Source organism: Streptococcus sp. bf_0095 (genome assembly GCF_004166885.1).
GTDB lineage: Bacteria > Bacillota > Bacilli > Lactobacillales > Streptococcaceae > Streptococcus.
Map to the genome: position 1 here is coordinate 435,499 of NZ_RCYU01000002.1, position 25,687 is coordinate 461,185.

At 45.7% G+C, this 25,687-nt stretch carries 17 protein-coding genes and 2 pseudogenes; 4 read left to right on the forward strand and 15 right to left on the reverse strand.

The window, feature by feature from the left end; translation table 11 throughout:
- Positions 1 to 274 precede the first annotated feature (274 nt).
- Positions 275 to 2,530, forward strand: a complete 2,256-nt coding sequence (gene gshAB / locus EAI95_RS06680) for a bifunctional glutamate--cysteine ligase GshA/glutathione synthetase GshB (RefSeq protein ID WP_129822545.1) — start codon at positions 275 to 277, stop codon at positions 2,528 to 2,530.
- Between the two features lie 195 nt (positions 2,531 to 2,725).
- Here gshAB and EAI95_RS06685 read toward each other — a convergent pair.
- Positions 2,726 to 2,911: pseudogene (locus tag EAI95_RS06685) on the reverse strand (ADP-ribosylglycohydrolase family protein); the annotation flags it as partial.
- Between the two features lie 111 nt (positions 2,912 to 3,022).
- On the opposite strand from EAI95_RS06685, the gene hslO reads away from it, so the two are divergent.
- The 3 genes and pseudogenes from hslO to EAI95_RS06705 all read left to right on the forward strand — a co-directional run.
- Positions 3,023 to 3,895: an Hsp33 family molecular chaperone HslO gene (gene hslO / locus EAI95_RS06690; RefSeq protein WP_277752546.1), complete on the forward strand. Its 873-nt coding sequence runs from the start codon at positions 3,023 to 3,025 to the stop codon at positions 3,893 to 3,895.
- Positions 3,882 to 4,859 carry a tRNA dihydrouridine synthase DusB gene (gene dusB / locus EAI95_RS06695; protein WP_049471951.1) on the forward strand — a complete coding sequence of 326 codons (978 nt, stop codon included), beginning with the start codon at positions 3,882 to 3,884 and terminating at the stop codon, positions 4,857 to 4,859. The genes hslO and dusB overlap by 14 nt, the downstream gene beginning before the upstream one ends.
- 141 nt (positions 4,860 to 5,000) lie before the next feature.
- Positions 5,001 to 5,137: pseudogene (locus EAI95_RS06705) on the forward strand (C4-dicarboxylate ABC transporter); the annotation flags it as partial.
- Positions 5,138 to 5,210: 73 nt separating this feature from the next.
- Here the strand turns inward: EAI95_RS06705 and EAI95_RS06710 are convergent.
- From EAI95_RS06710 to EAI95_RS06775, 14 genes are all read right to left on the reverse strand, one after another.
- A complete protein-coding gene (locus EAI95_RS06710) occupies positions 5,211 to 5,750 on the reverse strand; it encodes a DUF3278 domain-containing protein (protein ID WP_129822548.1) in 540 nt (179 codons plus the stop codon).
- A gap of 26 nt (positions 5,751 to 5,776) precedes the next feature.
- On the reverse strand, positions 5,777 to 6,103 hold the full coding sequence (locus EAI95_RS06715; protein WP_129822549.1) for a hypothetical protein: 327 nt from the start codon (positions 6,101 to 6,103) through the stop codon (positions 5,777 to 5,779).
- A gap of 10 nt (positions 6,104 to 6,113) precedes the next feature.
- Positions 6,114 to 6,656 (reverse strand): DUF3278 domain-containing protein, encoded by a 543-nt coding sequence (locus EAI95_RS06720; RefSeq protein ID WP_129822550.1) that lies wholly within the window; start codon positions 6,654 to 6,656, stop codon positions 6,114 to 6,116.
- A 17-nt stretch (positions 6,657 to 6,673) separates the two neighbouring features.
- Complete coding sequence (locus tag EAI95_RS06725) at positions 6,674 to 6,868, reverse strand: helix-turn-helix transcriptional regulator (protein WP_129822551.1); 195 nt, start codon at positions 6,866 to 6,868, stop codon at positions 6,674 to 6,676.
- 159 nt (positions 6,869 to 7,027) lie between these two features.
- Positions 7,028 to 7,804 carry an NUDIX domain-containing protein gene (locus EAI95_RS06730; protein WP_129822552.1) on the reverse strand — a complete coding sequence of 259 codons (777 nt, stop codon included), beginning with the start codon at positions 7,802 to 7,804 and terminating at the stop codon, positions 7,028 to 7,030.
- Positions 7,805 to 8,587, reverse strand: a complete 783-nt coding sequence (gene pnuC / locus EAI95_RS06735; protein WP_129822553.1) for a nicotinamide riboside transporter PnuC — start codon at positions 8,585 to 8,587, stop codon at positions 7,805 to 7,807. It abuts the gene before it with no gap.
- A 12-nt stretch (positions 8,588 to 8,599) separates the two neighbouring features.
- Positions 8,600 to 9,658 (reverse strand): AAA family ATPase, encoded by a 1,059-nt coding sequence (locus EAI95_RS06740; RefSeq protein ID WP_048690743.1) that lies wholly within the window; start codon positions 9,656 to 9,658, stop codon positions 8,600 to 8,602.
- A gap of 202 nt (positions 9,659 to 9,860) precedes the next feature.
- On the reverse strand, positions 9,861 to 10,595 hold the full coding sequence (locus EAI95_RS06745; protein WP_129822554.1) for a hypothetical protein: 735 nt from the start codon (positions 10,593 to 10,595) through the stop codon (positions 9,861 to 9,863).
- Positions 10,596 to 10,756: 161 nt separating this feature from the next.
- A complete protein-coding gene (locus tag EAI95_RS06750) occupies positions 10,757 to 11,161 on the reverse strand; it encodes a DUF4430 domain-containing protein (RefSeq protein WP_129822555.1) in 405 nt (134 codons plus the stop codon).
- Positions 11,142 to 11,630 (reverse strand): ECF transporter S component, encoded by a 489-nt coding sequence (locus EAI95_RS06755; RefSeq protein WP_023027354.1) that lies wholly within the window; start codon positions 11,628 to 11,630, stop codon positions 11,142 to 11,144. The genes EAI95_RS06750 and EAI95_RS06755 overlap by 20 nt, the downstream gene beginning before the upstream one ends.
- An 11-nt stretch (positions 11,631 to 11,641) precedes the next feature.
- Positions 11,642 to 14,071 (reverse strand): ATP-dependent Clp protease ATP-binding subunit, encoded by a 2,430-nt coding sequence (locus EAI95_RS06760; protein WP_129822556.1) that lies wholly within the window; start codon positions 14,069 to 14,071, stop codon positions 11,642 to 11,644.
- Between the two features lie 7 nt (positions 14,072 to 14,078).
- Positions 14,079 to 14,537, reverse strand: a complete 459-nt coding sequence (locus tag EAI95_RS06765) for a CtsR family transcriptional regulator (RefSeq protein WP_129822557.1) — start codon at positions 14,535 to 14,537, stop codon at positions 14,079 to 14,081.
- Between the two features lie 229 nt (positions 14,538 to 14,766).
- The gene (locus EAI95_RS06770; protein ID WP_129822558.1) at positions 14,767 to 18,456 is read right to left on the reverse strand and encodes an alpha-L-fucosidase; all 3,690 of its coding nucleotides are present in this window, start codon (positions 18,454 to 18,456) and stop codon (positions 14,767 to 14,769) included.
- Positions 18,457 to 18,562: 106 nt separating this feature from the next.
- Positions 18,563 to 25,435, reverse strand: coding sequence for an Ig-like domain-containing protein (locus EAI95_RS06775; protein WP_129822559.1), 6,873 nt, complete (start codon positions 25,433 to 25,435; stop codon positions 18,563 to 18,565).
- Positions 25,436 to 25,687 lie beyond the last annotated feature (252 nt).

Genomic DNA, 25,687 nt, shown 5'->3' on the forward strand with positions numbered 1-25,687 from the left:
TCGTCCTTTCTTGAAAAGCAGGCAGGAATCTCACCTGCGATTATGTTTTATACCTCATTATATGAAAAATTTGACAATTTTTCAAGGAGGGTTCATCATTTCATTTGTTTTTTCTCTTATGTAGACGAATTACATTTTTACAAAATATGTATTTTCTGAATTTTAGTACTTAATTTAAAATAAAAGTTCGGAATTTTTGTAAAATCGTAGCGGAAATTTGCTTTCTTTTTCCGTTTGTAATAGACTAAAATAACTACCATAGGACGGTGAAACGATGACGATTAATCAATTACTGCAGAAACTGGATACATCAAGCCCTATTCTCAAAGCGACCTTTGGTCTGGAGAGGGAAAATCTGCGAGTGACAACTGATGGACACTTAGCTCAAACTGCTCATCCGAGTCAGCTTGGTTCCCGCAATTTCCACCCGACCATCCAAACAGACTTCAGCGAACAACAACTGGAACTAATTACACCTATTGCTCACTCTACTAAGGAAGCGCGGCGCTTACTGGGAGCTATCAGCGATGTGGCAGGCCGCTCAATTGACCAGAGTGAATGCCTGTGGCCTCTGTCCATGCCACCGCAGCTGACTGAAGAAGATATTATCATCGCCCGTCTGGAAAACGAATACGAACGCCACTACCGAGAGGGTTTAGCGAAAAAATATGGCAAAAAACTACAGGCCATCTCTGGTATCCACTACAACATGGAGCTAGGGAAAGATCTGGTCGCTGCTCTCTTTCAAGTCAGCTCCTATCATTTACTCAAGGACTTTAAAAATGACCTCTATCTCAAACTGGCTCGAAACTTTCTGCGTTTCCGATGGCTCTTAACCTATCTCTACGGTGCTGCTCCTCTGGCAGAAGCCGGCTTCTACAGTCAGGAATACCCGCAGCCTATCCGCTCTTTTCGCAACAGCAACTATGGCTATGTCAATGACGAGAATATTCAGGTGTCCTACACTTCTTTGGAGCAATATGTAACCGATATTGACAACTACGTTCAGTCTGGCGAGCTCAGTGCTGAAAAAGAATTTTACTCAGCCGTTCGCTTCCGTGGACAGAAGCACAATCGCGCCTATCTGGAGCAGGGTATCACCTATCTGGAATTCCGCTGCTTCGATCTCAATCCTTTTGACCATTTGGGCATTAGCCAAGAGACCTTAGATACTGTCCATCTCTTTTTACTGGGCCTGCTCTGGCTAGATGATGTAGAAAATGTTGATGCAGTATTAAAAGATGCTCATGATTTGAACCAGAAAATTGCTTGTAGCCACCCGCTGACTGCCCTGCCAGATGAGGCAGACAGCTCAGCCATTCTCCAAGCCATGGAAGGGCTCATCCAGCATTTTGAACTGCCAACTTACTATCAAACTTTGCTGGACCAGATGAGAGAGGCTCTCTTACATCCTCAGCTGACACTGTCAGGACAGCTCCTGCCCCATATCCAGCAAGATTCCTTAACAGCTTTTGGTCTAGAAAAAGCAGAAGAATACCACCGCTATGCCTGGACTGCTCCTTATGCCCTCAAAGGCTACGAAAATATGGAACTGTCCACCCAGATGCTGCTCTTTGATGCTATTCAAAAGGGGCTGAATGTTGAAATTTTAGATGAAAAGGACCAATTTCTCAAGCTTTGGCATGGTAGTCATGTAGAATATGTCAAGAACGGCAATATGACCTCCAAGGATAACTATGTCATCCCTTTGGCCATGGCCAATAAAACAGTCACCAAAAAGATTTTGGCAGCAGCTGACTTTCCCGTTCCGGCTGGAGCAGAATTTTCTTCTCTTGAAGAGGGACTGGCCTACTACCCTTTGATTAAGAACCGAGAAATTGTTGTCAAACCCAAGTCAACCAACTTCGGACTGGGCATCTCTATCTTCCAAGAGCCAGCTAGCCTGGAAGCTTATCACAAGGCTCTGGAGATTGCTTTTTCAGAAGATGTCGCCGTCTTAGTGGAGGAATTTATCGCTGGAACGGAGTACCGTTTCTTTGTCTTAGACGGACAATGCCAAGCAGTCCTCTTGCGAGTGGCGGCCAATGTCGTCGGAGACGGTCAGCATACCGTGAGAGAATTGATTGCCATCAAAAATGACAATCCTCTGCGGGGCCGAGATCATCGTTCACCGCTTGAAATCATTGAACTGGGGGACATTGAACTGCTCATGCTGGACCAGCAAGGCTATGGAGCAGATGATATCCTGCCTGCTGGAGTCAAGGTTGACTTGCGGCGCAATTCCAACATTTCTACTGGCGGAGACTCGATTGATGTCACAGACAGCATGCACCCATCTTATAGGGAACTCGCTGCGGACATGGCAAAGGCTATGGGAGCCTGGGCCTGTGGCGTTGATCTCATCATCCCTGACAGCTCTGCTATTTCCACAAAGGAAAATCCCAACTGTACCTGCATCGAGCTCAACTTCAATCCTTCTATGTATATGCACACCTATTGTGCTGAGGGGCCGGGACAAAGCATTACTCCGAAAATACTAGCTAAACTTTTCCCAGAAATGGACCTATAAAGTAAGAAAACGCAGAAGATGTCTCTGCGTTTTTGTTTTGTAACCGAGGTAGAGTTTTAGATGATAACCTAAAAAGATTAAGCATGGTCCTCCTACAAGTTTAAAATAGCAAGTCATTTGCTGTAAAATCATCCTCTAACAAGCAAATTTCAAACCTCTCCTGCATATAGCAGAGGAAATCTTCCCTTTTTCCTAAAAAGAATCATAGGTCGCGAATACAAGGCTAGTATCATCTGAACAAGTTCCAGCCAGTTACTGTTGGCTTCCATAGCCCACCATCTCAACCGCTTTAAAACTGCCTCGGGTTAAAAATTCATACGGAACCCCTAATGCATCAGCTACCGCCAAACCATAGACTGCCGTTTTCAAAGATTGGTTCATGCTAGCCTCCTTTGTTTTATTATACTATTTTTGGTCTTAAAATTCTTCCTAATCCCCAAAAACAAGCGCAGGCCCGCGCTTGTTTTTCTATTTTATGCTAAAATAGAAGCTATGGACAAAATTATTAAAACTATCTCAGAAAGTGGCTCCTTCCGTGCCTTTGTACTAGACAGTACAGAGACCGTGCGAGCAGCCCAAGAATACCATCAGACACAAGCAAGCTCAACTGTGGCCCTCGGTCGGACCCTGATCGCAAGTCAAATTCTCGCCGCCAATGAAAAGGGAAACACCAAGATAACGGTGAAAATCCTCGGTACTAGCTCACTTGGTGCTATCATCACTGTGGCAGATACTCAAGGAAACGTCAAAGGCTACGTGCAAAATCCTGGTGTGGATATCAAGAAAACAGCGACCGGTGAAGTCGTGGTCGGACCATTTGTCGGAAACGGGGAATTCCTAGTGATTACCGACTACGGCACAGGCAATCCTTATCATTCCATGACACCTCTCGTCACTGGAGAAATCGGTGAAGACCTAGCTTATTACTTGACTGAAAGCCAACAAACTCCATCTGCAGTGGGGCTCAATGTCCTTCTTGATGAAGAAGACAAGGTCAAGGTTGCCGGTGGTTTCTTGGTGCAGGTCTTGCCAAATGCCAAGGAAGAAGAAATTGCCCGCTTTGAAAAACGTATCCAAGAAATGCCGGCCATTTCTACCCTTTTAGCCTCTGACGACCATATTGAAGCCCTTCTTACTGCCATCTATGGCGAAGATCACTACAAACGTCTCTCTGAAGAAGAGATCCGCTTCCAATGTGACTGTAGCAAGGAACGCTTCATGGATGCCTTGGCTAGCTTGCCAGCCAAAGACCTTCAAGAAATGAAGGACGAGGACCATGGCGCGGAAATCGCTTGCCAATTCTGTCAGACGGCTTATCACTTTGATAAAAACGACTTGGAGGAACTCATTCGTGACAAATCTTAATACACCTTTTATGATTGGGAATGTCGAGATCCCAAACCGGACGGTCCTTGCACCTATGGCCGGTGTGACCAACTCAGCCTTCCGCACGATTGCTAAAGAACTCGGGGCAGGGCTTGTAGTCATGGAAATGGTCTCTGATAAAGGAATCCAATACAATAACGAAAAGACCCTGCATATGCTCCATATTGATGAAGGTGAAAATCCTGTATCGATTCAGCTCTTTGGTAGCGATGAGGACAGCCTGGCACGCGCAGCTGAATTTATCCAAGAAAATACCAAGACCGATATCGTCGATATCAACATGGGCTGCCCAGTTAATAAAATCGTCAAGAACGAGGCGGGTGCCATGTGGCTCAAGGACCCAGACAAGATCTACTCTATCATTAACAAGGTTCAATCCGTCCTTGATATCCCCCTCACTGTTAAAATGCGGACAGGTTGGTCTGACCCTTCTCTAGCAGTTGAGAATGCCCTCGCAGCTGAAGCTGCAGGTGTCTCCGCCCTTGCCATGCACGGACGGACCCGGGAGCAAATGTATACGGGTCATGCGGATCTTGAGACCCTTCACAAGGTTGCACAAGCACTGACCAAGATTCCATTTATCGCCAACGGAGATATCCGGACGGTGCAAGACGCCAAACAACGGATCGAAGAAGTCGGTGCCGATGCGGTCATGATCGGCCGTGCCGCTATGGGCAATCCTTACCTCTTCAATCAAATCAATCATTACTTTGAAACAGGAGAAATCCTGCCTGATTTAACCTTCGAAGACAAGATGAAGATTGCTTATGAGCATCTGAAACGCTTGATTGATCTCAAGGGTGAGCACATTGCCGTTCGCGAATTCCGTGGACTTGCCCCTCACTACCTCCGTGGTACCTCAGGCGCAGCCAAACTACGCGGAGCCATCTCGCAAGCTAGCACTCTGGCTGAGATTGAAGAACTCTTACAATTAAAAGCATAAGAAGCATAAAAATAGGACCTTATATGAACTACACCCCCAAAGTTAGACTCAAAAAATCTAGCTTTAGGGGTGTTTTTATTATGAAATTGACAGATAAGGATAAGGTTCAGATCTATGAACTTAGAGAATATGGAAAAACTTCCAATGATCATGACAACTACTTCATTGAAAATGGCCAAGGCAATCTGCAGTTTCCGGTCTTAAACCTCCTCGTTTGGCTCAAAACTATCATTTGTTTAACAATTCTTGTCTATGTATTACGGTATTTAAGGAACTAATCAACTCCTAGCGTTCACAAGTGCCAGATGGGTTCTACCGATAACGTATACAATCAATTTGTTCTGCTTTCTCCTACTGATCTTCATGTTCGGATAAAAAACAATAAGTCATAGTCCCAAAGATGGCTCCAATACTAAGACCAAAGACCAGTAAGGGGATCATTATCTCTGTTTGGATGATTTTTTCCAGGAATGTTGAAAGGGGCATCTGCTGAACGAATAGTTTATGAAAGAGTAGCAGGGCAAATAAGCCAATCTCAATAATTATAAATACCAACCAACTACGAACTTTTATTTGGTGTTTGCTGTAGGTTTTGTAGATGATTTCTGATTTATCATCCTTTTCAAGATGAAGCTCTTTGACAGCTCTTTGGGCTTTTATACTCATGAACAAAATGAGTCCGAAATAGAGGTAGGGCATAACCGATCGAACAATTTCTATAAAGCGTCCGAACAAAATATAGAACAGGAAGAGAAAGAAGGAAGAGTAAAAGATTTGGACCATGGAACGGGCGCAAGCCTTATAGATAACCTCTTGTCGGCATTCATCAAAGGGACCTTGGATATGAAAGAAATTTCGAAGTAAGCGAGTTGTTAAGTCTTCTTTTTGCATGGATAATTTCTCCTAAATGAATGATGTTACTTTGTTTCTTTTACGAATTGATAGAGATAATAAAGATAAGTGATAGAAGAAAGGGTAGCGATAGTGAATAGTAAATAATATTTCCAATCACTTAAAATAACCGTCAGTTGTGGCAAGGATATAATCATAAAGCATAGTGCTAAGTTGAGTATGCGCGTTTTTTGGGAATCTATCTTTAGATAAGCCAATCCTTTATTGAGTGCTGGAAGAAAGACTAGAATGAGGACTATATCATAGAGCGGCAAGTTTCCTGAAATGATGATGAAAGTGAGTAGGGAAGCAAACAAAAGATGATAGGTAAGCAGGGTTACTAATGATTTCATAAGTTACCTCCTAATAGTCGTCTTGATCTTCCTTGGCTTTTCGAATGCGAAATGAGACACTAATTTGCATCACCAAGCCGAAAAAGAAGGCTGCGAAAAGGATTGATATAAAATGACCTAGATTGAAAAGAGAGGTAAGATAGTTTTTGCTATTATCCGTTAATACATTGAGAAGAGGTATTCCAAAGAACATAAAAACTCCATAGAGCAGACCAGCTTTGATGCCAGGATAGCGTAACTGTTTGCTTTCTTTTTGGCTCAACATTTCGGGATCAATGGCTGTGATGCCCGTTTTCTTGGTTTGGGAGACCACATAGAAAGCAGACAGCATCGCAATGCAAAACACCACAAGAGGATAGCCAATAGCGACAATTTGAGGATATTTATAAGCAAGGACAAAAGGAATGAGATTGCCAAATATCATCAGGTAAAAGAGGACCATAAAGACTTTATTTCCAATGCGATCTGCCTCGCATCGTTTGTGTTCATCAAGTGGTCCAGAAATGCCATATGTGCGTTTAATCAGTTTTTCAGTAAAAGTTTCTTGTTTCATTTTCTTTTTCCTTTTTGTTAAAAATCATCTTCCCAAAAAAGATTGTTGAGGTCCGTTTGGAGGGTACGAGCGAGATTGAGACAGAGTTCCAGGGTCGGATTGTACTTGTCGTTTTCAATCATGTTGATAGTTTGCCTCGAGACACCGATATCCTTAGCAAGTTCGAGTTGAGACATCCCCAATTCCTTGCGAAATTCTTTCACACGGTTCATGTTTCCTCCTATTAAATTAATGTCGTGTATATTTGACTATAGTATAGTATTCTAAAAATTAAATGTCAACTATTTTTGACATTTTTTAATATTTCTTGCTAAAAAAAGCCCTCGGCTACTAAAAGTAACTGAAGGCTAGTAGAACAGCTCTCGCTCGACCTACTCTTTCCAGCGATAGGTCTTGCGTGGTTTTTTCTTAGGTACCCGCTTGACTCCTACCTCTTCGACATAGGAACCGTAGGTCACAAGGAAATTATTGGTCAAAATTTCTTTATCTGGATGGATCAGATTCACCAACTCGGTTGCTTCGTATACGGTGAAAGGCTCTTCTAGGAGATGGAGGAAGGTTGGATTCCAGGCCAAGCGCCCTTGGATCCGCTTGATGGATTCTTGGACAATCTCATAGTGGTCAAAGGCAAAATCTTCAGCCGTCAAGACACGCCCATCTAGGGAACATTCCCCATGTTTGAAGTCCACATCGAGGAAAAGGACCTCTTTAGCATCATCTCCAGCTCGGACCATATCTACTGCTTCAGCTGGCAAATAAACCAAGTGAGCAATGGTAATGACCCAACCCCGAGGGTCCCGACCAGGAGTAGAAACTGTCATTAGTTGCTCGACCTTTTGAGGGGTCAATTCTAGTCCAACTTCTTCCTGGACTTCACGGATACAAGCCTGGATAGCATCTTCATGCTTTTGCAAGAATCCTCCAACCAAGGCCACCCGATGTTGACAAGGGTGGGTTTTCCGGCGAATCACCAAGAGCTTCAAACGCCCCTCCACAAAGCAGTAGGCCACCATATCGGTAGTTACACTTGGATTTTCATAGGTGGGATGATCCTGCTCCTTATACCAACGGAGGAATTCTTCCTCGCTGACGACTGTCTCGTAGTATTCCTTTTCATTCATCCCTTCCGGAATGCTTGTTGCTATCATTTAAGCCCCCTCCTTTTTCACAGCTTTGCTCCATTGGTACCAACCAACCAAACTATTAAGGGTGTAGACCCAATACATTCCCTGAATATGGATGCTTTCTCCCCACCAGAGGTAGATACTGAAGAGGTTGGTCGCAATCCAGAAAATCCACTGTTCGCGATAGAGACCGGTCATGAGAAGTTGCCCGACTCCATTGGTCGCATCTGTCACACTATCACGGAAAGGTCGTGCGCTGTGGATGCTTTTATAGGCATAGCCCATCCCGATCCAAATCAGAGCTGTTAGAACCAAATACTTGATCCATTCCATCAAGGTTAATTTCTTGGCCTCAAAGTGAGACTCTTCTGCTCCTCCTTGGTCATTGATCCGATTTGACAACCAGACATAGAGGCCGATTGGTTGCATCACGAAGAAGTACAGGGTTGTCAGAACTTCTCCATAAAAGTTTTTGTTCAAGGCTAGGATGAGGTAAATCGCTGAGTTTACTGCTCCAAAGAGATAGTTACTAGCCCGACCTTCTGCTACTAGTATCACACAAACGATTCCTGTCCAGGAGGCAAAGAGCCCTAACCAATCGTGACTTGCTTCCTGATTGGTAAACTCTAGGACAAAGGGCACGCTAGATAAAGCAATCAGATACAGCCATTGTGTCAGAGTGCGACCTGCAAATAGGTCTTTCCAAAGGAGTTTCATAATCCCTACGAAGCCACGTTTGCCAGCTTCTCTATGGACATTTTTTAAATGCTCCCCAAATGTCTGAATTTTTTCTTGTAGTCGTTTCATTCTGTTTCTCCTTTAATCAGCTTGATAAATCGTATCGATGACACGCTTCGCTTCTTCATAATTCCCCAAGTAGTCTTGTCCGAGATAGGCTGTAGGGATATCTGCGAGGTATTGGTGGCGGAGGTGATCCAGGTGATTTGAAAAACTGTTGCGAATTTCATCATCTGCCATGGTCATATCACGGAAACCATCATTGACATAGGATCCAATGGGTTGGACAAATAAGATCAGATCCCATTTTTCCTTAGCGAGGATACTAACGAATAAGTTATCAAAGGTATCCGTCATACTGGTCTCTTGGCCTTCTACTTCCATATAGTAGTCGTAATAGCCCTTGGTCACCAGAGAGTTGGTATCCGCAATGACCAGTCCACGATTGGCACTACTATCGATTAATTTTGAGGTTTGATCGTATTGTCCGAGTAGGAGATAATAATAGTCCTTGGGGGTCAGCTCATCATCCCGTACATTATTTCTGATCTGGTACTCGCGAGCATACTCCAAACTCACTGGCGCATCATAGAAGCGGGCCAAATCTTTTGCCAAGGTCGTCTTCCCGTTACTAGCACTCCCCATAATGAGGACCTTTTTGGTAAACTGACGACGGAAGGGTTGCGCAATATATTTCCAATACTTGCTGGGATTTTCCCGGATAAGGGTTCCTGAGATGCCAAACTGACGCTCCTGTAAGTGCGCTTGAAAGCCTCTCGCTTCAAGTTCCTCTTGATACGTTTTTTCCCCAACATAGAAGATGAGCTCTTCTCTCTCAGCATCATATTGAATGGTTTCTAAGGCTGTTTTCAACCAAGGCTCCCATCCTAAGGGATAGCGAGGAAGTTCTGTCTCGTCTAATTTATAAATTTGGGTGAGTTCATCATTTGAAAAACCTTCTCGAATATAGCGAAAACGTTTTTGCAAAGGAAGGCCAACTTCTTCTCCTCGGTCACCTTTGTAACCAGAGACAATCACACAAACGCGGTCGCATTGGCGTTTTGCCCGTTGAATTAAATCAATATGACCTTGATGAAGGGGGGCAAACGTTCCAAATACTACTGCCACTTTTTCTTTCATCTAACTGGCTCCTTTATCATAATGTCAAAACATGTTTTGCTTATGATTTTATTATAAACTATAATTTCAATCTGTCAATATCTTTTTATAAAAAAATATATTTTTATAAAACAAAAATTAAAAAGATTCAACTCTGTATGTTATTATACAGAATTGAATCTTTGATTTCAATCATTTTTTAAATTTTCTCAGTGGCGAGCCATTATTCCCGAACCAAGGCATGCGCATGGCCATTTTCTGTCACTTGAACACTTGCCACTTGACCATCTTGACCGACAACTATATCCAGGCTAGCTGCAGATCCATCTTGGGTGGAAATCAAGCCAGCATGGTAATGACCTTGATCCAAGTTGTATTCATAGCTTCCAATTGTATAGCCAACTGCATCGCCACCAGGAGTTTGAATGGTTACTTGTCCACCTTGTCCGATGCTTACGCCTGTATCGCGACCGTCGGTCCAACTACCTATTGCTCCAGAATAATCCCCTGAGGCATAAGCTAATACACCTTTATAGCGTGGGTTCTCTGTCTTAGAGGCTTGTTCTTTGGCAGTCGTGCGACCTTCTTCCAAGCTAGGTAGTTTTGGTTTTTCAGGTGCTGAGTTCACTGCTGGTTTTGTTTCTTTGGAAGGAGTTGGAACCAGGCCTTGACTGGCTTCTGGAACTCTTGGTGTCACTGGAGTTGATGGATTTTCTTGGCTCGCTTGTGTTTCGCTCGAAGCGATTGCAGGAGATTGTGCAACTTCTGTGCTTTGTGTGGTTTTGCTTGCGGTCTTTTTCTCTTCTTTTTTACTAGTAGAGCTTTGTTTCACTTGCGCAATTTTACTAGTTGAAGATGGACTGGTTTCCTTTTTCTTTTCTGATCCACATCCGCTTAAGAGAAGAGTAGCTGTTAGAGCAAGGGTAAATAGACTAAAGAAGGTTCCTTTCATTTTCATGGCAATACCTCTCTTTTGTAACATTTGTTACATTTTGTAACATAATTGTAACATTTATCTATAGGGAAGTCAAGAGGATTTGCAAGTCTTATAAAAAATAGAAACTAGTTTCAAAAAAGAGTGAACAAATGGAGCCCTACTCCAACCATTCACTCTTTTTCTTATTGATAAACTTCTTGATAAAATTCGATGGTATCTCCATCTTGGACAGCCGTTTCTGCTGCCCCTTTTGGTGCCATCTCTCCATTAATCTTGTACATCCAATAAAGTCCCTTGCTTTCGTCCTGGGCTACGCCATCGATCGAGGTGATGAGGCCACTCTTTTCCTCAATCTTGTAGTTAGCTTTCAGGACTTCCATCAGGTTGGCTTTTTCAGCAACTTTCAAGGTCTTGCTATGAGCTTCTTTCCCTTCAGGGGCGATACTGACCGTAATGGTAATTTGTTTTTCTTTCGCTACTTGTGAGCTAGAAGCTGAGCTTTCCGTAGTCGATGATGTGCTTTGTCCGCAACTGACCAATACAAGAGCTGCTAGGACAGCAAAGAAACTATAAAGTGTTTTTTTCATGATACAATCTCCTAAATACTACATAAAGTAGAGGGTAAAAACAGGCGGTGGAAAGGGCGTGAGCCAAGTTAAAGCTAAAGCCATTCACCAGAGCATAGGTCCACCAAGGCATGTGGTAGAGAACAGCATAAAGACTGTCAATCAGCACCCCGTAGAGAAAGGATAAGGTGCCGACCACTAGAGTCTGAACTTGCAAAGACAGATGGCGGTAAAGCCCCCGCCAAAGAGTCAAGAGGAGGCCAAAGGCCAGTATCTGAGCGAGCACCACTGGGCTCATCCCCAAGAGAAAAGCCGAGGTAAACATGGTGACCGCCATCACCAAACAGGCAAATTGCCAGTCTTCAAATAGCACCAGTAAAAAGAAAATGGCACTAATGGGTTGGACATTGGGCAAGAAGGCAAAGGCTTGTCTCAGTACCACACAGAGGGCTGCTAAGAGGGTGATTCGGGTCAAGCGTTTGAGAGGCACTGCATATCCTCCTAGTCAATCGTGAAGTTAAGCTGACCAGACTTGACACCTACCTTGAGGGTTTGCCCTTCAGCCACTTCTCCTCTCAAGAGGATCTCTGCCAAGTAGTCTTCCACCTGGGTCTGGATGGTCCGGCGCAAAGGACGTGCTCCCATTTCTGGATCATATCCGTGAGTCGCCAGCCATTTAAGAGCAGACGCTTGGAATTTCAGAGCAATGCCCTTCTCTGCTAGAGTTTGAACCAGCGGTTTCACCATAATCTTGACAATCTCATGCATTTGATCACTGGTCAAGCTATGGAAGACAACCTTCTCATCAATCCGGTTGATAAACTCTGGTCGATAGGTCTTCTTCAACTCTTCAAAGATGCGTTTCTCCATATTGGCTTGGTCAAAGCGAATATCCTTAGCTCCAAAGCCAACCGTCTTATCATCTCGTAAAGCGGTAGCTCCCAAGTTTGAGGTCATGATAATAATGGTATTGGAGAAATCTACCTTGCGTCCCTTGCTGTCGGTCAAGACACCGTCATCCAAGACTTGCAAGAGAACGTTAAAGATATCTGGATGGGCTTTTTCCACCTCATCAAACAAGAGGACTGAATATGGTTTGTTGCGGACTTTTTCCGTCAACTCGCCCCCTTCTTCATAACCGACATAGCCTGGAGGGGCACCGTTGAGACGACTGGCTGCAAATTTCTCCATGTATTCACTCATATCAAAGCGGATCAAAGCGGACTCGTCATCAAAGAGGACTTCAGCCAGCGCCTTCGCCAGCTCAGTCTTCCCGACCCCAGTCGGACCGAGGAAGAGGAAGGAACCAATTGGTCGCTTGTGAGACCGAATTCCCGACTGATTGCGACGAATCGCTCGGCTGATACTTGAGACAGCCTGATCTTGACCAATCACGCGCTTATGAAGTTCTGCTTCCAATTCAAGGTATTTCTTAGCCGCTGTTTGGGTTAGTTTCTCCACAGGAATGCCTGACAATTGACTGAGTGTCTTCAGGATATCCTCTTCCTTGACTTCTAGCTGGTAGCCTTTTGGACTAGCGTCTTCTTTTAGCAACTGAGCAACTTTTTTCCACTGCCCCTTGAGCAAGGCTTGATCGGCAGCTGTCAAATCGGACTGAAGCCCGGCTTGAGGCCCCTTGTTTTGCACCGTCGCTGCCGCTTCATCCAAAAGGTCAATGGCGGAGTCAGGCAAGAGGCGACTGGTCAAATAACGATTGGCATAGACAACAGCTGTCTCGATGGCCTCATCCGTAATATGGACACGGTGGTGACGTTCATAGGTCTTCTTGAGCCCTTGCAAAATCGCGATGCTATCTGCAACAGAGGGTTGCTCAATCAAGACCTTAGCAAAGCGGCGTGAAAGAGCGGCATCTTTTTCAATGTGTTTTTGGTATTCTTCTTGCGTAGTGGCTCCTACGGTCCGTAGGGTCCCGCGAGCCAAGGCTGGCTTCAAGATATTGGCCGCATCCAAGGTGGAGTCAATCCCAGAGCCAGATCCCATAATGGTATGGAGCTCATCAATGAAGAGGATGACATGCCCATCTTCTTCAATATCATTGATGATGTTGTTCATCCGCTCTTCAAAATCTCCACGGAACCGCGTCCCTGCGACAACATTCATCAAGTCCAATTCTAGGACCCGCATTTTAGCCAGTTCCGTCGGGACATCTCCGCTGGCAATCCGTTGAGCCAAGCCCAAGGCTAGAGCGGTCTTTCCGACACCGGCATCACCTACAAGGACCGGATTATTTTTCGTTTTGCGACTCAAAATCTGAATCATCCGCGAGATTTCTTGACCCCGGCCAATCACCGGTTCCAAACTGCCATTGCGAGCCATTTCTGTCAAATCTCGGGTGTAGTCTTCCAAACCACCGCTGGTAGAGGCTGGCATGCCCATCATATTTCCCATGGTTTGACGGTTTGGTTGCTGGGCCCGATAGAGCGAACGAATAGCCTTGACAGATTCCTTGTCCCAACCTGCTCGTTGTTCCAAGCTCTTCCGAAGCTCGACGATTTTAATGCCCTCTTCCTGATCATCATAGCGGAAGCCGACATACTCCAATACTTGAGAAGCCAAGGTTCCCCGTTCTAAAAGAAGCGCCAAGAGGACATGCTCTGTTCCAAGACTTTTGGCATGGACTGCCTGGGCAATCTCTTGGGAACGTTTCATGATTTCTTCGACACGGAAAGAAAATGGAAATACCTCATAGCGGCCATCCCGTTGATAGACTTGACCCGTAATGTGCTCCGCCGCATCTTGAAAATCATCAATCTGCATGGGATAGTCACTTAAGACAGAGCCAGCTACACTATAAGGGTTATTTGCTAGGGCTACTAGGATATGCCAGGTATCTAGCGTTTGAGACTCAAAATGACCCGCCAAGATTTGAGCGGCTTCAATCGTTTCTAATAGGGCTTTTGAATAGTTCATAAGGAGATTACATTCCCTTTCTATCGACTTGTTGGATAATTTTTCGTAGGATATTGGCTCGTAAGCGATGGGCTTCACTTCCCAGAACCTCGTCTGTTGTCATCACTGACAAAAGCTCTGCCTCTCTCTTTGTAAGGAGTTTTTCTTCAAATAGCATCTGGAGAATATCACTAAAAACAGTCTGACTGATTTGTTCTCCGATGCTTGCGCCAAGCTCTTCTAGCATCTGGTGTTGGTCTGAAAATTGGACCTTGCCAATCCGGATGTACCCTCCGCCTCCACGCTTGCTCTCTACGATATAGCCTCGACTTTCGGTGAAGCGGGTCTTGATCACATAATTGATTTGACTAGGAACAACTTGGAAAACATCCGCTAATTCGCTTCTCTTGAGCTCTGCGATTCCTGCTTGGGCCAGTAGCGACTTGATATAGGCCTCAATGCTATCTGATGTATTTTTACTTGCCATGATGCTCCTTTCTAACCTTTTCATTCTAGATAAGCTCTCTGCTTTTCAGAGGATCAAAAATGGTCTCATCATCCATGATGTCATTATTGACCTTATCTGACTATTATACAATTTTTACGCCTGTAAATAAAGCAAAGACTACGTCGAGATGGAATCTGAAGACCCCTTACTGGTAGTTAGAAGGAACAAAAAAGAGGCTAGCGATTGCTAACCTCTTATAGAAGGGGCATTAGGATTTCCGACGAGCGTATTTCACTCTTCCGCCTAGGAAGCCTAAGCCGAGTAGTCCGATCCAAGCTAAGAAACTTGCCTTCTCTGATCCTGTCTGTGGCAGTTTTTCTTGGGACTGCACAGGGTCCGGAGTTACTGCTTCTACCACAGGAGAAAGAGGAGTCTCTTTCGAAGCTGTCGGTTTCAAAATTGGAGCAATTCCACTTTCTTTTTTGTCTTCTGGAGGAAGGAGCGGTTTCGTTTCTTGTGAGTCTTCACTTGGTTTTGTTGGTAGCGGCACATCCGGAATCATAGGAGCTTCTTCTGCTTCCTTCGTTCCGACTTCTGTGATCTGGTCCTGGGCCTCCACTTCGACAAAGGCATCGACTTCTGTCCGAATTTCTTTGCCTTCTTCTTGTCGAACCTCGATCAATTTCAGCCGGCGTCCGACCTTCCCAGATTGAAGGATCCGGCTTTCGCCCTTGGCCAAGTCCTTGTTCTCACGTGTTTGACTCTCAAATGGAATTTCTTCTGCTTCGATGAGAAGTTCTGGCTTTTCAAGAACCAAATCCCGAACACCTTCGTCTGGGCGTGTCTGCGTCAGCGGTTCATAATTGTGAACATCTCCTAAGATGGTTTCAAGGGCTTCGACTTGATTAGCTGCAGCAACCAAATCTGGTCGCTCTTGATCCAACAACTGAGTCAATTCCGTCAATTGTCCTTGAACCGTCGGTTTGAGGTCTGCTTTCAAGCGATCGAGAGAAGTAGCCTTGATCTTTTCAACTCCTTCTTTGATAATCTGTTGCAGCTCTTCTTGACTGAGCAGTTGACTATCTTTTCCTGATAGGACAAACCGGTCTACCTGGATGGCTCTGGATGACTGAGGATCATTGAGAGCCGGATCCAGATGCAGGCGTAGCTGGTGGTAGCCTTTTGCTAGACCTTGTAGATTGACCAAACTCTGGTCGAGCTTGCGTTGGTCTCCGTAGCCACTGAAATAATGATCGCCTTCGATCTCATAATCATGGCCCCGACCTTCTTCAAAGGCGATTTCTTTTCCGTCTAGAGTGACGCTGTAGAGACCATGGCTTGGATCAACCACTCCTCGAACTTCAACACCAGTCCCCTTAAAGGTGATGGTCACATCAATGTGTTTCTTTCCTTCTTCATCAGTTACTTGGTTGAAACTTGACCAAGATTCTGTGCCATTTGAGAAGTCTTTGTTGTCCGTCTCATGGTGCCAACCTTGGCTATAGTGCAGTTTCGGATCTTGGTCATCTACTTCTTTGCGATTTTCTGGAAGCAGGTCCTCGTTCATTACTTGGACTGTCAGTTCTGGAATAAAGCCGACCAAGCTTCCTTGATCCGGATGGAGCAATTTTACCTTAAAGTCATAGACGTCGGTCGCTTTCCCTGCAAAATCAAGGGTTGGAACTTGGACTGTTTTTTCTGTCTCGCCATCTGCGAACTCAAGGGTGACGTTGGTATCTTTGTAGACCTTACCATGAACCCCTGTTCCTGGTTCTGTGATCAATTTGAGACTGGTACTTCCTTTAGAGCCACCTTTTCTCTTGACGACGACTTGCGCTGGGTCGCCTTTCTTAACAGCTAGGGTTGGCTGAGCAAACTCAAAGAGACCCTTTTCTTGGTTATTGAGGGAATAAATCCCTTCCGTTGCGATCGCATCTCCCTTGCTATTGACCAAGGTCAAGGTATGGGATCCTGCTGCCAAGTCCGGTGTTTCATAGACCTTTTGGCTGCGTTTGCGGCTTGGGCTTTGGGTATTGACGGTCGCTAGTTTTTGGCCATCGACATAGACATCCATTTCCCCATGACCAGGGTCCACAGTTGCGACCACATAGGCTTTGGTGCCTTCAAACTGATAGGTCACGGAAGCTCCCTTTTCCTTGGTCCACATAGAAGTGCCTCGAACGCCTTCTCCCTCTTCATTCCATTGGCTATTGGCACGGTCAGCAGTCCGGTCAGAATGATAGGCCAAACCAAGCGGATAGCCATCCGTTTCTTCAATGCTGGCTGGCGTCTTATAGACAGAGACTCCGTTCAAGATTGGAGTAGCTTGGGCATCGGTGATGGACACCCGGATATAGCGACTATCAACTGGTTGCCCTTTGATCAATCGGCGGTATCCTACAGTTGAGCCAGCCCCATATGGAACCCATTGGCCATTCACAGCCACATCAATGGTGAAGCCAGAAATCCGTTGGCCTTTCTCGATGGTTTCTTTAAGCTCTACCACATCAAAATGCTGTTCTTTTCCAAGATCGAGAACAAAAGAGCCGGTCTTGGCATCATCTGCAGGTGCCCAACTGGTCTTTTCATCACCATCTGTCAAATGGCTGGCCTTGTAGAGAGGATTGCGTCGTGTCGAGTCAGCTTCTACTAAAGCTCCTGCCGCATAGTTCACACTGTAGAGTTGGTCCAAGGTCTGACGGAATTCTTTCAAACGGGCCACATCGGCATCCGCAAATTTTCCGTCTTGGTTGGGTGGAATATTGAGCAAGAGTGGAGTTCCACGGCCGACCGATTTGAAGTAAATGTCCATCAATTCGCGCAAGGACTTAGGCTCTTGATTGTCATGGTAGAACCAGCCGGAGCGAATAGAGACATCGGCTTCTCCCACTGAGTATTGCTTCCCTTCCGGATCCCCGTGATTGAGGTAGCTGTTGGATGGATTGTTGCGGATCTTATCTGGATTGACCTTTTGCCAAACTGGATCTCCAGCGATTCCCTTTTCATTTCCGATCCAGCGAACATTGGTGGGCTCAGCTGAGAAGATAGCAATATCCCCTTGGGCTTTACGGATGGCGTCAAACCACTTATCGAAGGTATAGGTTACTTTTTGAGCCCCATCGCCACGCGCTCCATCCATCCAGACCTCAACAAATTTGCCTTTGTTTCCATATTTAGGATTTTCAAGGATTTCTTTGAGCTGGTTGAGATAGTATTCGTTGTATTGGTCCTCTGTATCCACATGGTAGAGCGGGCTGTGAGCATCCCAAGGGGAGAGGTAGACCCCCATATCCATGTCATACTTGCTAGCAGAAGCCGAAACTTCGGCTAGGATATCGCCTTTTCCTTCCTTCCAACCACTTTTGGCAATGGTATGGTCAGTGTATTTAGAAGGATACAAGAGGAAACCATCGTGGTGCTTGACGACCATGATGGTCCGTTTGAAGCCAGCGTCTTTCAGGGTTTTGATCCACTGATCAGTATCCAGATGCTCTGGATAGAAATAATAAGGGTCTTCTTGCCCATCTCCCCACTCACGATCGTAGTAGGTGTTCATCCCAAAGTGGATGAAGGCTGCCAGTTCTTCGCGATGGTATTGCATTTGGGCCTTGCTTGGAAGCGGTCCGTAATCCGCAATCTCAGGCTCCTCATCTAGAGAAGTGGCTGGTTGGGCTGCTTCTGTCCCTTGGCTGACTGCTCGGTTTTCTTTCTCACTCGTTACGGGTGAGGAATGTTCTGATTCTTCTTGGTGCTCTTTCACAGCTTTTTCCTCCTCCCCTTGATGCTCGACATCACTTGTGTTGACTCGTTCTTCACGAGTCTCACTTCTCTCAGCTTGTTCCTCTGCATAACTGGTAGTGACTCCTAAAAAACAAGTCGCTACGACTACAGAGCAAACCCCTACTGAAAGTTTGCGGATGCCAAATCGATTTCTCTTATCAAATAATCTTTTTCCCATATTCCATTCCTTTATGTCATCAGGTAAAGAGGGTGGAGACTTTCCCCATCCTCTTTCTGTTACCTGTGATCTTTTCACCGTATGTTTGCTGGTTTATCCAGCTTTTTTACTTGGCCTTATCGGCTCTTTTTTTCTTGTCATCCAGCACAGCACCGGCAAGTCCTGCTGCTAGAAGACCTGCAACGAGGCTTGCGACGCTTTCTTCTGTTCCCGTATTCGGTAAAGTCCCTTCGGAAACTGGAGCAGGCGAAACCGCTGGAGTTTGAGGTCCTTTCTCGACTTCCTTCCCTGCTGCATCTGTCCCTTCCTGACGCACTGCTTTGACCTCAAGAGATGCTTGAGGAGTTGGGGTAGCTACTGGTCCTTCTGAGCCATGAGGATGTTCTGGGTTCGGAAGCGGTTGTGGCTCTGGCCGTGGTTGCGGCTCTGGCTGTGGTTGCGGTTGTGGCTCTGGTTGTGGCTGAGGTTCTGGATGAGGTTCTGGCTGTGGCTCTGGTTGTGGCTCTGGTTGTGGAGTGTCTGGAAGTACTTCTTTCGTGCCCACCTCTGTGATTTCTGCCACTGGATCTAGCTCTACAAAGGCATCCAGTTCCTTCCGGCTTTCCACACCATTTTCTTGAGAAACTTCCACCAAGCGCAATTTGCGGCCTTTTTGACCTTCTTGAACCACACGTTTCTCACCTTTTGGAAGATCTACATTTGGACGTTCTAGGCGTTCAAAGTCCATCTCTTCTGGCTCAATCACCAACTCTGGTTTGGTATGGACCAGATTCTTAACCCCTTCTTCAGGAATGGCTGAGCCTGTAGGTGCTTTTACGGATAGAGAAAGTTGATATACTTTTTCGAGCTTGCCATCTTCTGAGACAACCTTGATAAGAACCGGAGCATTGGCACTTTTAGCATCGATGACCGTAACAGCTGTGCCATTCTTGCCAAGTGCTGAAACGATTGGACGTTCTCCCTCATACTCTAGATGATAATCTGTCACATCTGGTTTAAAACCTTCTAGGTCTTTGCCATTCACTTGGATCGTAACGTCAGTTGTTGCCTGGGCCTCTTCTGTTGGGGCATAGGCGCTCAATTCAATGATTCCAATTCCTTTAAGATTTTCGTCACGGACCATTCTTAAACGGATGGCTTTGGTTCTGGTTTCGTTGAAGCTGAGGTTAGAGATATAACCAGGCTCAAAGGCATAATCCAAGCTATAAGGAATCTCTTCCCAGTTAGAGGCTTGGTTAAATGGATGTTCTGGAAGGTTTTTCAGATTGCCATAATCATCTGGAACATCAAAGTCTGGACCAATATAACGTTCAAGAACCGTCTTGGTTGGCAGGCCTGTTTCCTGATCTGCAAAGAAGTCGACCGCTACTTTATTGACTAAACGCTCTGTTACTTGACCATTTTTCTTGAAGATGAGACCGGCAAACACTTCTGTTTGATCTGGTTCTCTCTTCCAGTTGGTCCAACGATAATACTCGTTGTAGCCACCATCATTGATGTAATCGATATAGTCGATTTGGTTTGGATCGAGATCATTGGTTTCACTGGCAAAGGCTCTGGTATCCTCTGCATTGTAGTCACGGTTCACAGAGAGGATTTCTCCCGTCTTTTCTGACACCCGGACGGTCAGATGAGCTGTCAGATCATAGCCAAGGACTTTTCCTTCTAGCGTGAAGCTGCCTTCATGAGAAAGGGCATCAGCTGGTACAGATTGCCAGTCTACCGTCAGTTCTTTGCGATCATAGCCTGTATCCCCTTTGAAGTAGACGCCTACTGTAGATGGTAAAACTAGATTTTGACCGACTTTGACAAAACGGCGACCCGCTTCCACTGCTACTGGAGCAGATTGTTTCAGTTTTTCTGCATCGCTTGTGAGATGGAGGCGGTATTCTTGTAAGATGGTACCATCTTCCGCTTTGTGGATGACACGGATTGGCTCACCTTCATGGACGCTTGGCACAACCGTTGCAAGGCCGTGATGGCTAGCTGTGGCTTCCACTTGTGGATAAGCCCGATCACGCGCATCGATGTAGTAATCTGTCACACTTGGGTTGACCCCTGGCAAAACCTCACCATTGACACGAATGGTCACTTGGCTCTTTTCTTCTGCCGCAACCTTATTGGCAAATACCTGAATCTCTGAAATAGAGCTTCCACGTTTGCCTTCTGGTGTCTTCATGCGGATCCGAACCGCATAAGTGTCGACTTTATCAAAACTAAAATGATTCATCTTGCCAGCTGCTACCGGTTCTTGAACAGTGAGGTTGCTGACTTCTTTCCAGTTAGCTGGGTTGTTAAATGGATGATCTGTTTCGTCTTTGACGCGATTTGGATTGCTTGGTACTGTTGGGATTTGCTCACCCGCATAGTACTCGATCACATATTCACTCGGAGCCCCAACGCCGTGGTCTTCGTGGAAACCAACATGGAGGTTATCCACTGCACGCTTGGTCAAGATACCAGAATCCCCAAACAAGATACCAACAGAATCTTCCGCATTGTCACGGCCCCAGTTGGTCCAACGGTTGGCTGGAGCATCGGTAAAGGAGATGACCTTGTCATTGACCTTAGCAACTGGATCCGCATCGTTTGAATCACTTGCAAAAGCGAGTGGCAAGACTGAGCCTGTCCATTGTTCTGCTACATTGGCCCCTTTGACTGTGTTTGCGGAAACACGAATATGGAGACGGGTTGGAAGGTTGGTTCCTTCTACACGACCGGAGACAACAACTTCTCCTTCTTGGGCCAAGAGTTGCGGATCTACCGTATCCCAGGCTACCTTGGCAGCATAGGTCTTACCATTGGAGTGATAAGTTCGCACGCTTTCTGGAAGTGCTGGTTTTTCACCGAGTGGAGTTGTGGTGCTGACTTCTTCTACAGCAATAATGCCTTCAACTGTGACTTGGGCTTGGGCTTCTTTTTCCACACCATCTACCTGACCTGTGACAGTAAAGCTATGGTAATCCTTGACTTGATCTGCTGTTACGGCATCCCAGGTCACGCGTTTTTCTTTCGGGAATCCCTTGTCATACTCAACCAACACTGTCTCTGGAAGAGCTGGCAAAACGTTTCGATCGGTGCTGATCCGTACAGGACGTACCTTAACAACTGTCTTTTCTTCTGGATTTGGCGTGATGGTAAAGGTTACTTCTCCTGTTTGTCCTTGGAAGCTAGCTTGTAAATGAACCAATCCTGCTTCCCGTAGTTCCAAACCTTTCTTGCTTGCGACTGCTTTTCCTTGACTACCGGCTGCTGTTACCACATCGATTTGATCCGCTTGGAGACTAGCCACACTGCCATCTTGGTAATGAGCTAGGACATCAAGCGTGACTGTTTGGTCTTCCTTGAGCTCTTGGCCTTCTGGCAGACGCAATTCTAAACGCTGGATCTGTGGACTTTCTTCCTGGAATTGCACAGCATAGGTCTGTACAGCTCCCGTATCCTTAGCAGTGACAAAAATTTGAGCTTTCAAACCATTTTCTCGATTGGCTTGTAGGACCGTCACTTGGGCATTTTCTGCACTCGCTGTGACCTGACCAGGCTCTTGACCATAAGCTAGCGGACGGAAAATCGTATGGTTGCCACTACCAAATTTTGGAAGCGCTACTCCATCTAGTTGCACTGTTGGCTTCTTAGCCTTGCTGACTGTTCCACCTGCAACCACTAGTGTCGCTTGGACTGTTTCCCCATTGGTTAATAATCCTGTCGCCTTCAAGCGAGCACCTGGTGTAGACAATTGCTCCTCTTGACCGGCTTCCAAGGTCCATTGATCAACGTCATAACTAGCTGTTCGACCATCTGTAAAGACCAATTGCACAGCCTTATCCACAGTTGCTAGATCCGCTCCCTGCGGGATTTGTTTGATGACCGGAAGGACTTGTTCCACGCCGATTACATCAACCAGAGCCTCTACCGTCCGTCCTTGAACACGACCTGTCACACGAACTTGCCCAGCACGACTAAAGTCTGCCGCATCCCATTCAACGGCTTCTTCTTGAGCCGTGCCATCGTTATAGACGACAGATACGCGACTTGGAAGCTCAGGTACTTCACCTAAGTAAACTTGTGTCCGAACCGGTTCTACTCCCAAGATAGAGCGTTCTTCCTGGTCCTTCTTACCTGTAAAGAGACTGACTTGGTCTGATTGCAAGCGGTCTGAATCAGCATAAAGAGTAAAGGATCCTGCTTGCTCAGTTGATTTGACAATGACCACCCCTTTGCCGTTAAAGGCCCGACGTTGCCATGAGCCATCTTCCTGTGCTTTGTAGCGTTCACGGCTGGCTTGTTCCCCGTTGTCGACGCCGACAATTTGGCCTTGTCCATGCAGATGGAAATGCACCAAATTATTGGCAGTTGGCACGACACGGCCTGCTTCATCAACGATTTCATAGGTAATATAAGTTAAATCTTTACCGTCTGCCGCAATGGCGTGCTCTTCTTTTAGCAGACGAACACCTGCTGGCTTCCCAGCTGTTTCGATCTGATCGCGGGCAATTACTTCCCCTGCTTCGTTGCGAGCAATGGCTTCCACTTTACCTGGTACATAAGAAACCAACCACTCTAGATAGAGTTCATCCGGATTTGCCCCTTCCTGATAGGTACGGCCATCAGCTGTGGTTTTCTTAGTAAAGGTCTTCACCCCTTGTGATTCCCCATTGACAATCAATTCCACACTATGAGCATTGGAGAAGGTACGGACAGGAATCCGTCCTTCTTCATCCATGACACGATTGGCCAATTCTGGATTGTCCCAGTTCCAATGTGGCAAGAGATGGACCATTGGATGTTTCTCAGCTGACAACCATTGACTTTGGTAAAGATAAAAATCATTCTTTGGAAGTCCTGTAGTATCCACGATACCGAAATAAGAACTTTTCACAGGTGTATCATTTTGGTTGTGCCATGGTGTTGGCTCACCGATATAGTCTGTACCTGTCCAGATAAATTGACCTGCATAGCCGGCATGATCGCGGTCAAAGGTCCAAGAGGCTGTCGCTGTCCGACCCCAACCAACCCGGTCATTGCCGTAGTCTGATTGTTCATAATGGCGATCTTCTTGGTTGCTTCCTACCCATTCTCTTTCAGGATGATAGTAAGAGCCCCGTGTTCGCGTTGCAGAAGAAGTTTCAGAACCGTAAATGAGCCAATTCGGATGTTTAGCTCGTAGGCTTTCATAGTTGGCCTCTGAATAGTTAAATCCAACCGCATCGAGCTCTGCTGCTATCTTTTCATGGCCTCCTGAACCATCGCCAAAGCGGAATTTATCAGCCCCCATGGTGACATAGCGGGTTGCATCCACTTCCTTGATGGTCTTGACGAGACGACGAACAGTTGCGACAGACTTATCAGATCCATCTGCTTCACCGACTTCGTTACCGATGGACCACATCACAATAGAAGGATTGTTCTTGCCCCGCTCTACCATGGTCCGAAGGTCATAGTCAGACCACTTATCCCCTTTACGAGCTTCTGGATGGGTCGCATCCTTTTCGAAGAAACGGCCGTAATCGTATTGTTTCTTGCCACCATACCAGGTATCAAAAGCTTCTTCTTGGACCATCAAGCCCAATTCCGCTGCAATTTGCAGAGTTTGTTCACTCGCAGGGTTGTGGGTCGTCCGGATAGCATTGACTCCCATGTCCTTCATCTGTTTGAGACGGCGATATTCAGCCTTGTAATTTTCCTCGGCTCCAAGTGCCCCGTGGTCATGGTGAAGGGAAACACCGTGGAATTTCGTAGCCACTCCATTGAGGAAGAAGCCACCTTCTGGCGTCCAGTTCAGATAACGGTAGCCAAAACGTTCCTTTTGCACATCGACCAACTGCGAATCGCGATAGACCCTAGTATAGAGAGTATAGAGGGCTGGGTTATTGGTTTTGACATCCCAGAGGGTCGGTTTTTCAACATGAAGGGTATGAGACAGGTTGAGCTCTTGACCAGCCAAAACGGATTGCACTTCACTACGCACCTTTTCACTGACCACTTGACCATTTTGATCAACGATTTCGTATTCCGCATAAATACTATGGGCTTGATCATCTTGGTTGACAATACGACTCTTCACTAGAGTATCGACTGCCCCATTCTTTTGTTCTTCTAATTTTGGACTAGTGATGGTGGTCCCATACTTGGCCACATGAACCTTGTCTGTCACACTGAGTTTGACATCCCGATAGATCCCACTTCCTGAATACCAACGACTACTTGGTTGTTGGTTGACCACATGAACTGCGATGGTGTTTTCGCTTCCATCCGCATTTAAATAAGGGGTAATATCATAAGAAAAGGCATTGTAACCATTTGGATAATGACCAACCAATTGCCCGTTTACATAGACTTTGGAATCCATGTAAACTCCACCAAATTCCAAGCGCACCTTCTTATCGAGGTCCTTGTCGTCCAAACGGAAGGTCTTGCGATACCAAGCATCCCCACCGTTTAATTGTCCGCCTTCATTTTGAGCCGGAGAGTTGTGGTCGAAGTCAAAGAAGATCGACCAATCGTGAGGCAAATCTAATTTTTTCCAGTTTTTAACATCCACCTGGCGACCTTCTGCACCAGGAGCTGCATTTAATTTGAAATACCAGTCCTTGTTAAAGTCTCGTTCGCGATCTTGCACCATGTCCTCCGCTACTTGTTTTTGGTCCTTCGTAGCCTCTTCAGTAGCCCCAACAGAACGTTCACTTGTTTGAGGTTCTACCTGTGGCTGTTCTATTTCTCTCTCATTTCTTTCAGGAGTAATCACAGCAGGAGCCTCTATGGTTGTTGAAACTTTATCACTTGTCCCAACCTCTCCATTCGGTTGCTCTGACCTTTCTGTTGTGGCTGTCGTCTCCTCTTCCGTTACAGCTCTTCCTTCTTCTTCAGCTAAAACAGACGGAGCTCCAAAAAAAGATACACCGATTAATACAGAGCAAGCTCCAACCGCAAGCTTTCGAATACTAAATACACTGCGCTTTTCAAAAAAAGACTTTCCCATATTTAACCTCCTCTTGGGATTTTTACAATTGTAAGCGCTTTCTAAAATGCTTTTGCAAATAAAGAAACTCTACATTTTAACTATACCAAAAGTTGAGCCTTTAACAAGAGAACATGCAAAGAATATATAGTTTGTACTAAAAGAACTATACTTTGTCGAACAGATTCTTATAAGCATAAAATAGGAATGTAGGGATACTAAAGCTCTTTCAGATACGAGAAATGGATCAAGAAGATAGGGATGACATCCATC

Coding starts and splice junctions, on each gene's coding strand:
- gshAB (WP_129822545.1), top strand. CDS start 275: ATGACGATTAATCAATTACTGCAGAAACTGGATACATCAAGCCCTATT.
- hslO (WP_277752546.1), top strand. CDS start 3,023: ATGGACAAAATTATTAAAACTATCTCAGAAAGTGGCTCCTTCCGTGCC.
- EAI95_RS06710 (WP_129822548.1), bottom strand. CDS start 5,750: ATGCAAAAAGAAGACTTAACAACTCGCTTACTTCGAAATTTCTTTCAT.
- EAI95_RS06715 (WP_129822549.1), bottom strand. CDS start 6,103: ATGAAATCATTAGTAACCCTGCTTACCTATCATCTTTTGTTTGCTTCC.
- EAI95_RS06720 (WP_129822550.1), bottom strand. CDS start 6,656: ATGAAACAAGAAACTTTTACTGAAAAACTGATTAAACGCACATATGGC.
- EAI95_RS06725 (WP_129822551.1), bottom strand. CDS start 6,868: ATGAACCGTGTGAAAGAATTTCGCAAGGAATTGGGGATGTCTCAACTC.
- EAI95_RS06730 (WP_129822552.1), bottom strand. CDS start 7,804: ATGATAGCAACAAGCATTCCGGAAGGGATGAATGAAAAGGAATACTAC.
- pnuC (WP_129822553.1), bottom strand. CDS start 8,587: ATGAAACGACTACAAGAAAAAATTCAGACATTTGGGGAGCATTTAAAA.
- EAI95_RS06740 (WP_048690743.1), bottom strand. CDS start 9,658: ATGAAAGAAAAAGTGGCAGTAGTATTTGGAACGTTTGCCCCCCTTCAT.
- EAI95_RS06745 (WP_129822554.1), bottom strand. CDS start 10,595: ATGAAAATGAAAGGAACCTTCTTTAGTCTATTTACCCTTGCTCTAACA.
- EAI95_RS06750 (WP_129822555.1), bottom strand. CDS start 11,161: ATGAAAAAAACACTTTATAGTTTCTTTGCTGTCCTAGCAGCTCTTGTA.
- EAI95_RS06760 (WP_129822556.1), bottom strand. CDS start 14,071: ATGAACTATTCAAAAGCCCTATTAGAAACGATTGAAGCCGCTCAAATC.
- EAI95_RS06765 (WP_129822557.1), bottom strand. CDS start 14,537: ATGGCAAGTAAAAATACATCAGATAGCATTGAGGCCTATATCAAGTCG.
- EAI95_RS06770 (WP_129822558.1), bottom strand. CDS start 18,456: ATGGGAAAAAGATTATTTGATAAGAGAAATCGATTTGGCATCCGCAAA.
- EAI95_RS06775 (WP_129822559.1), bottom strand. CDS start 25,435: ATGGGAAAGTCTTTTTTTGAAAAGCGCAGTGTATTTAGTATTCGAAAG.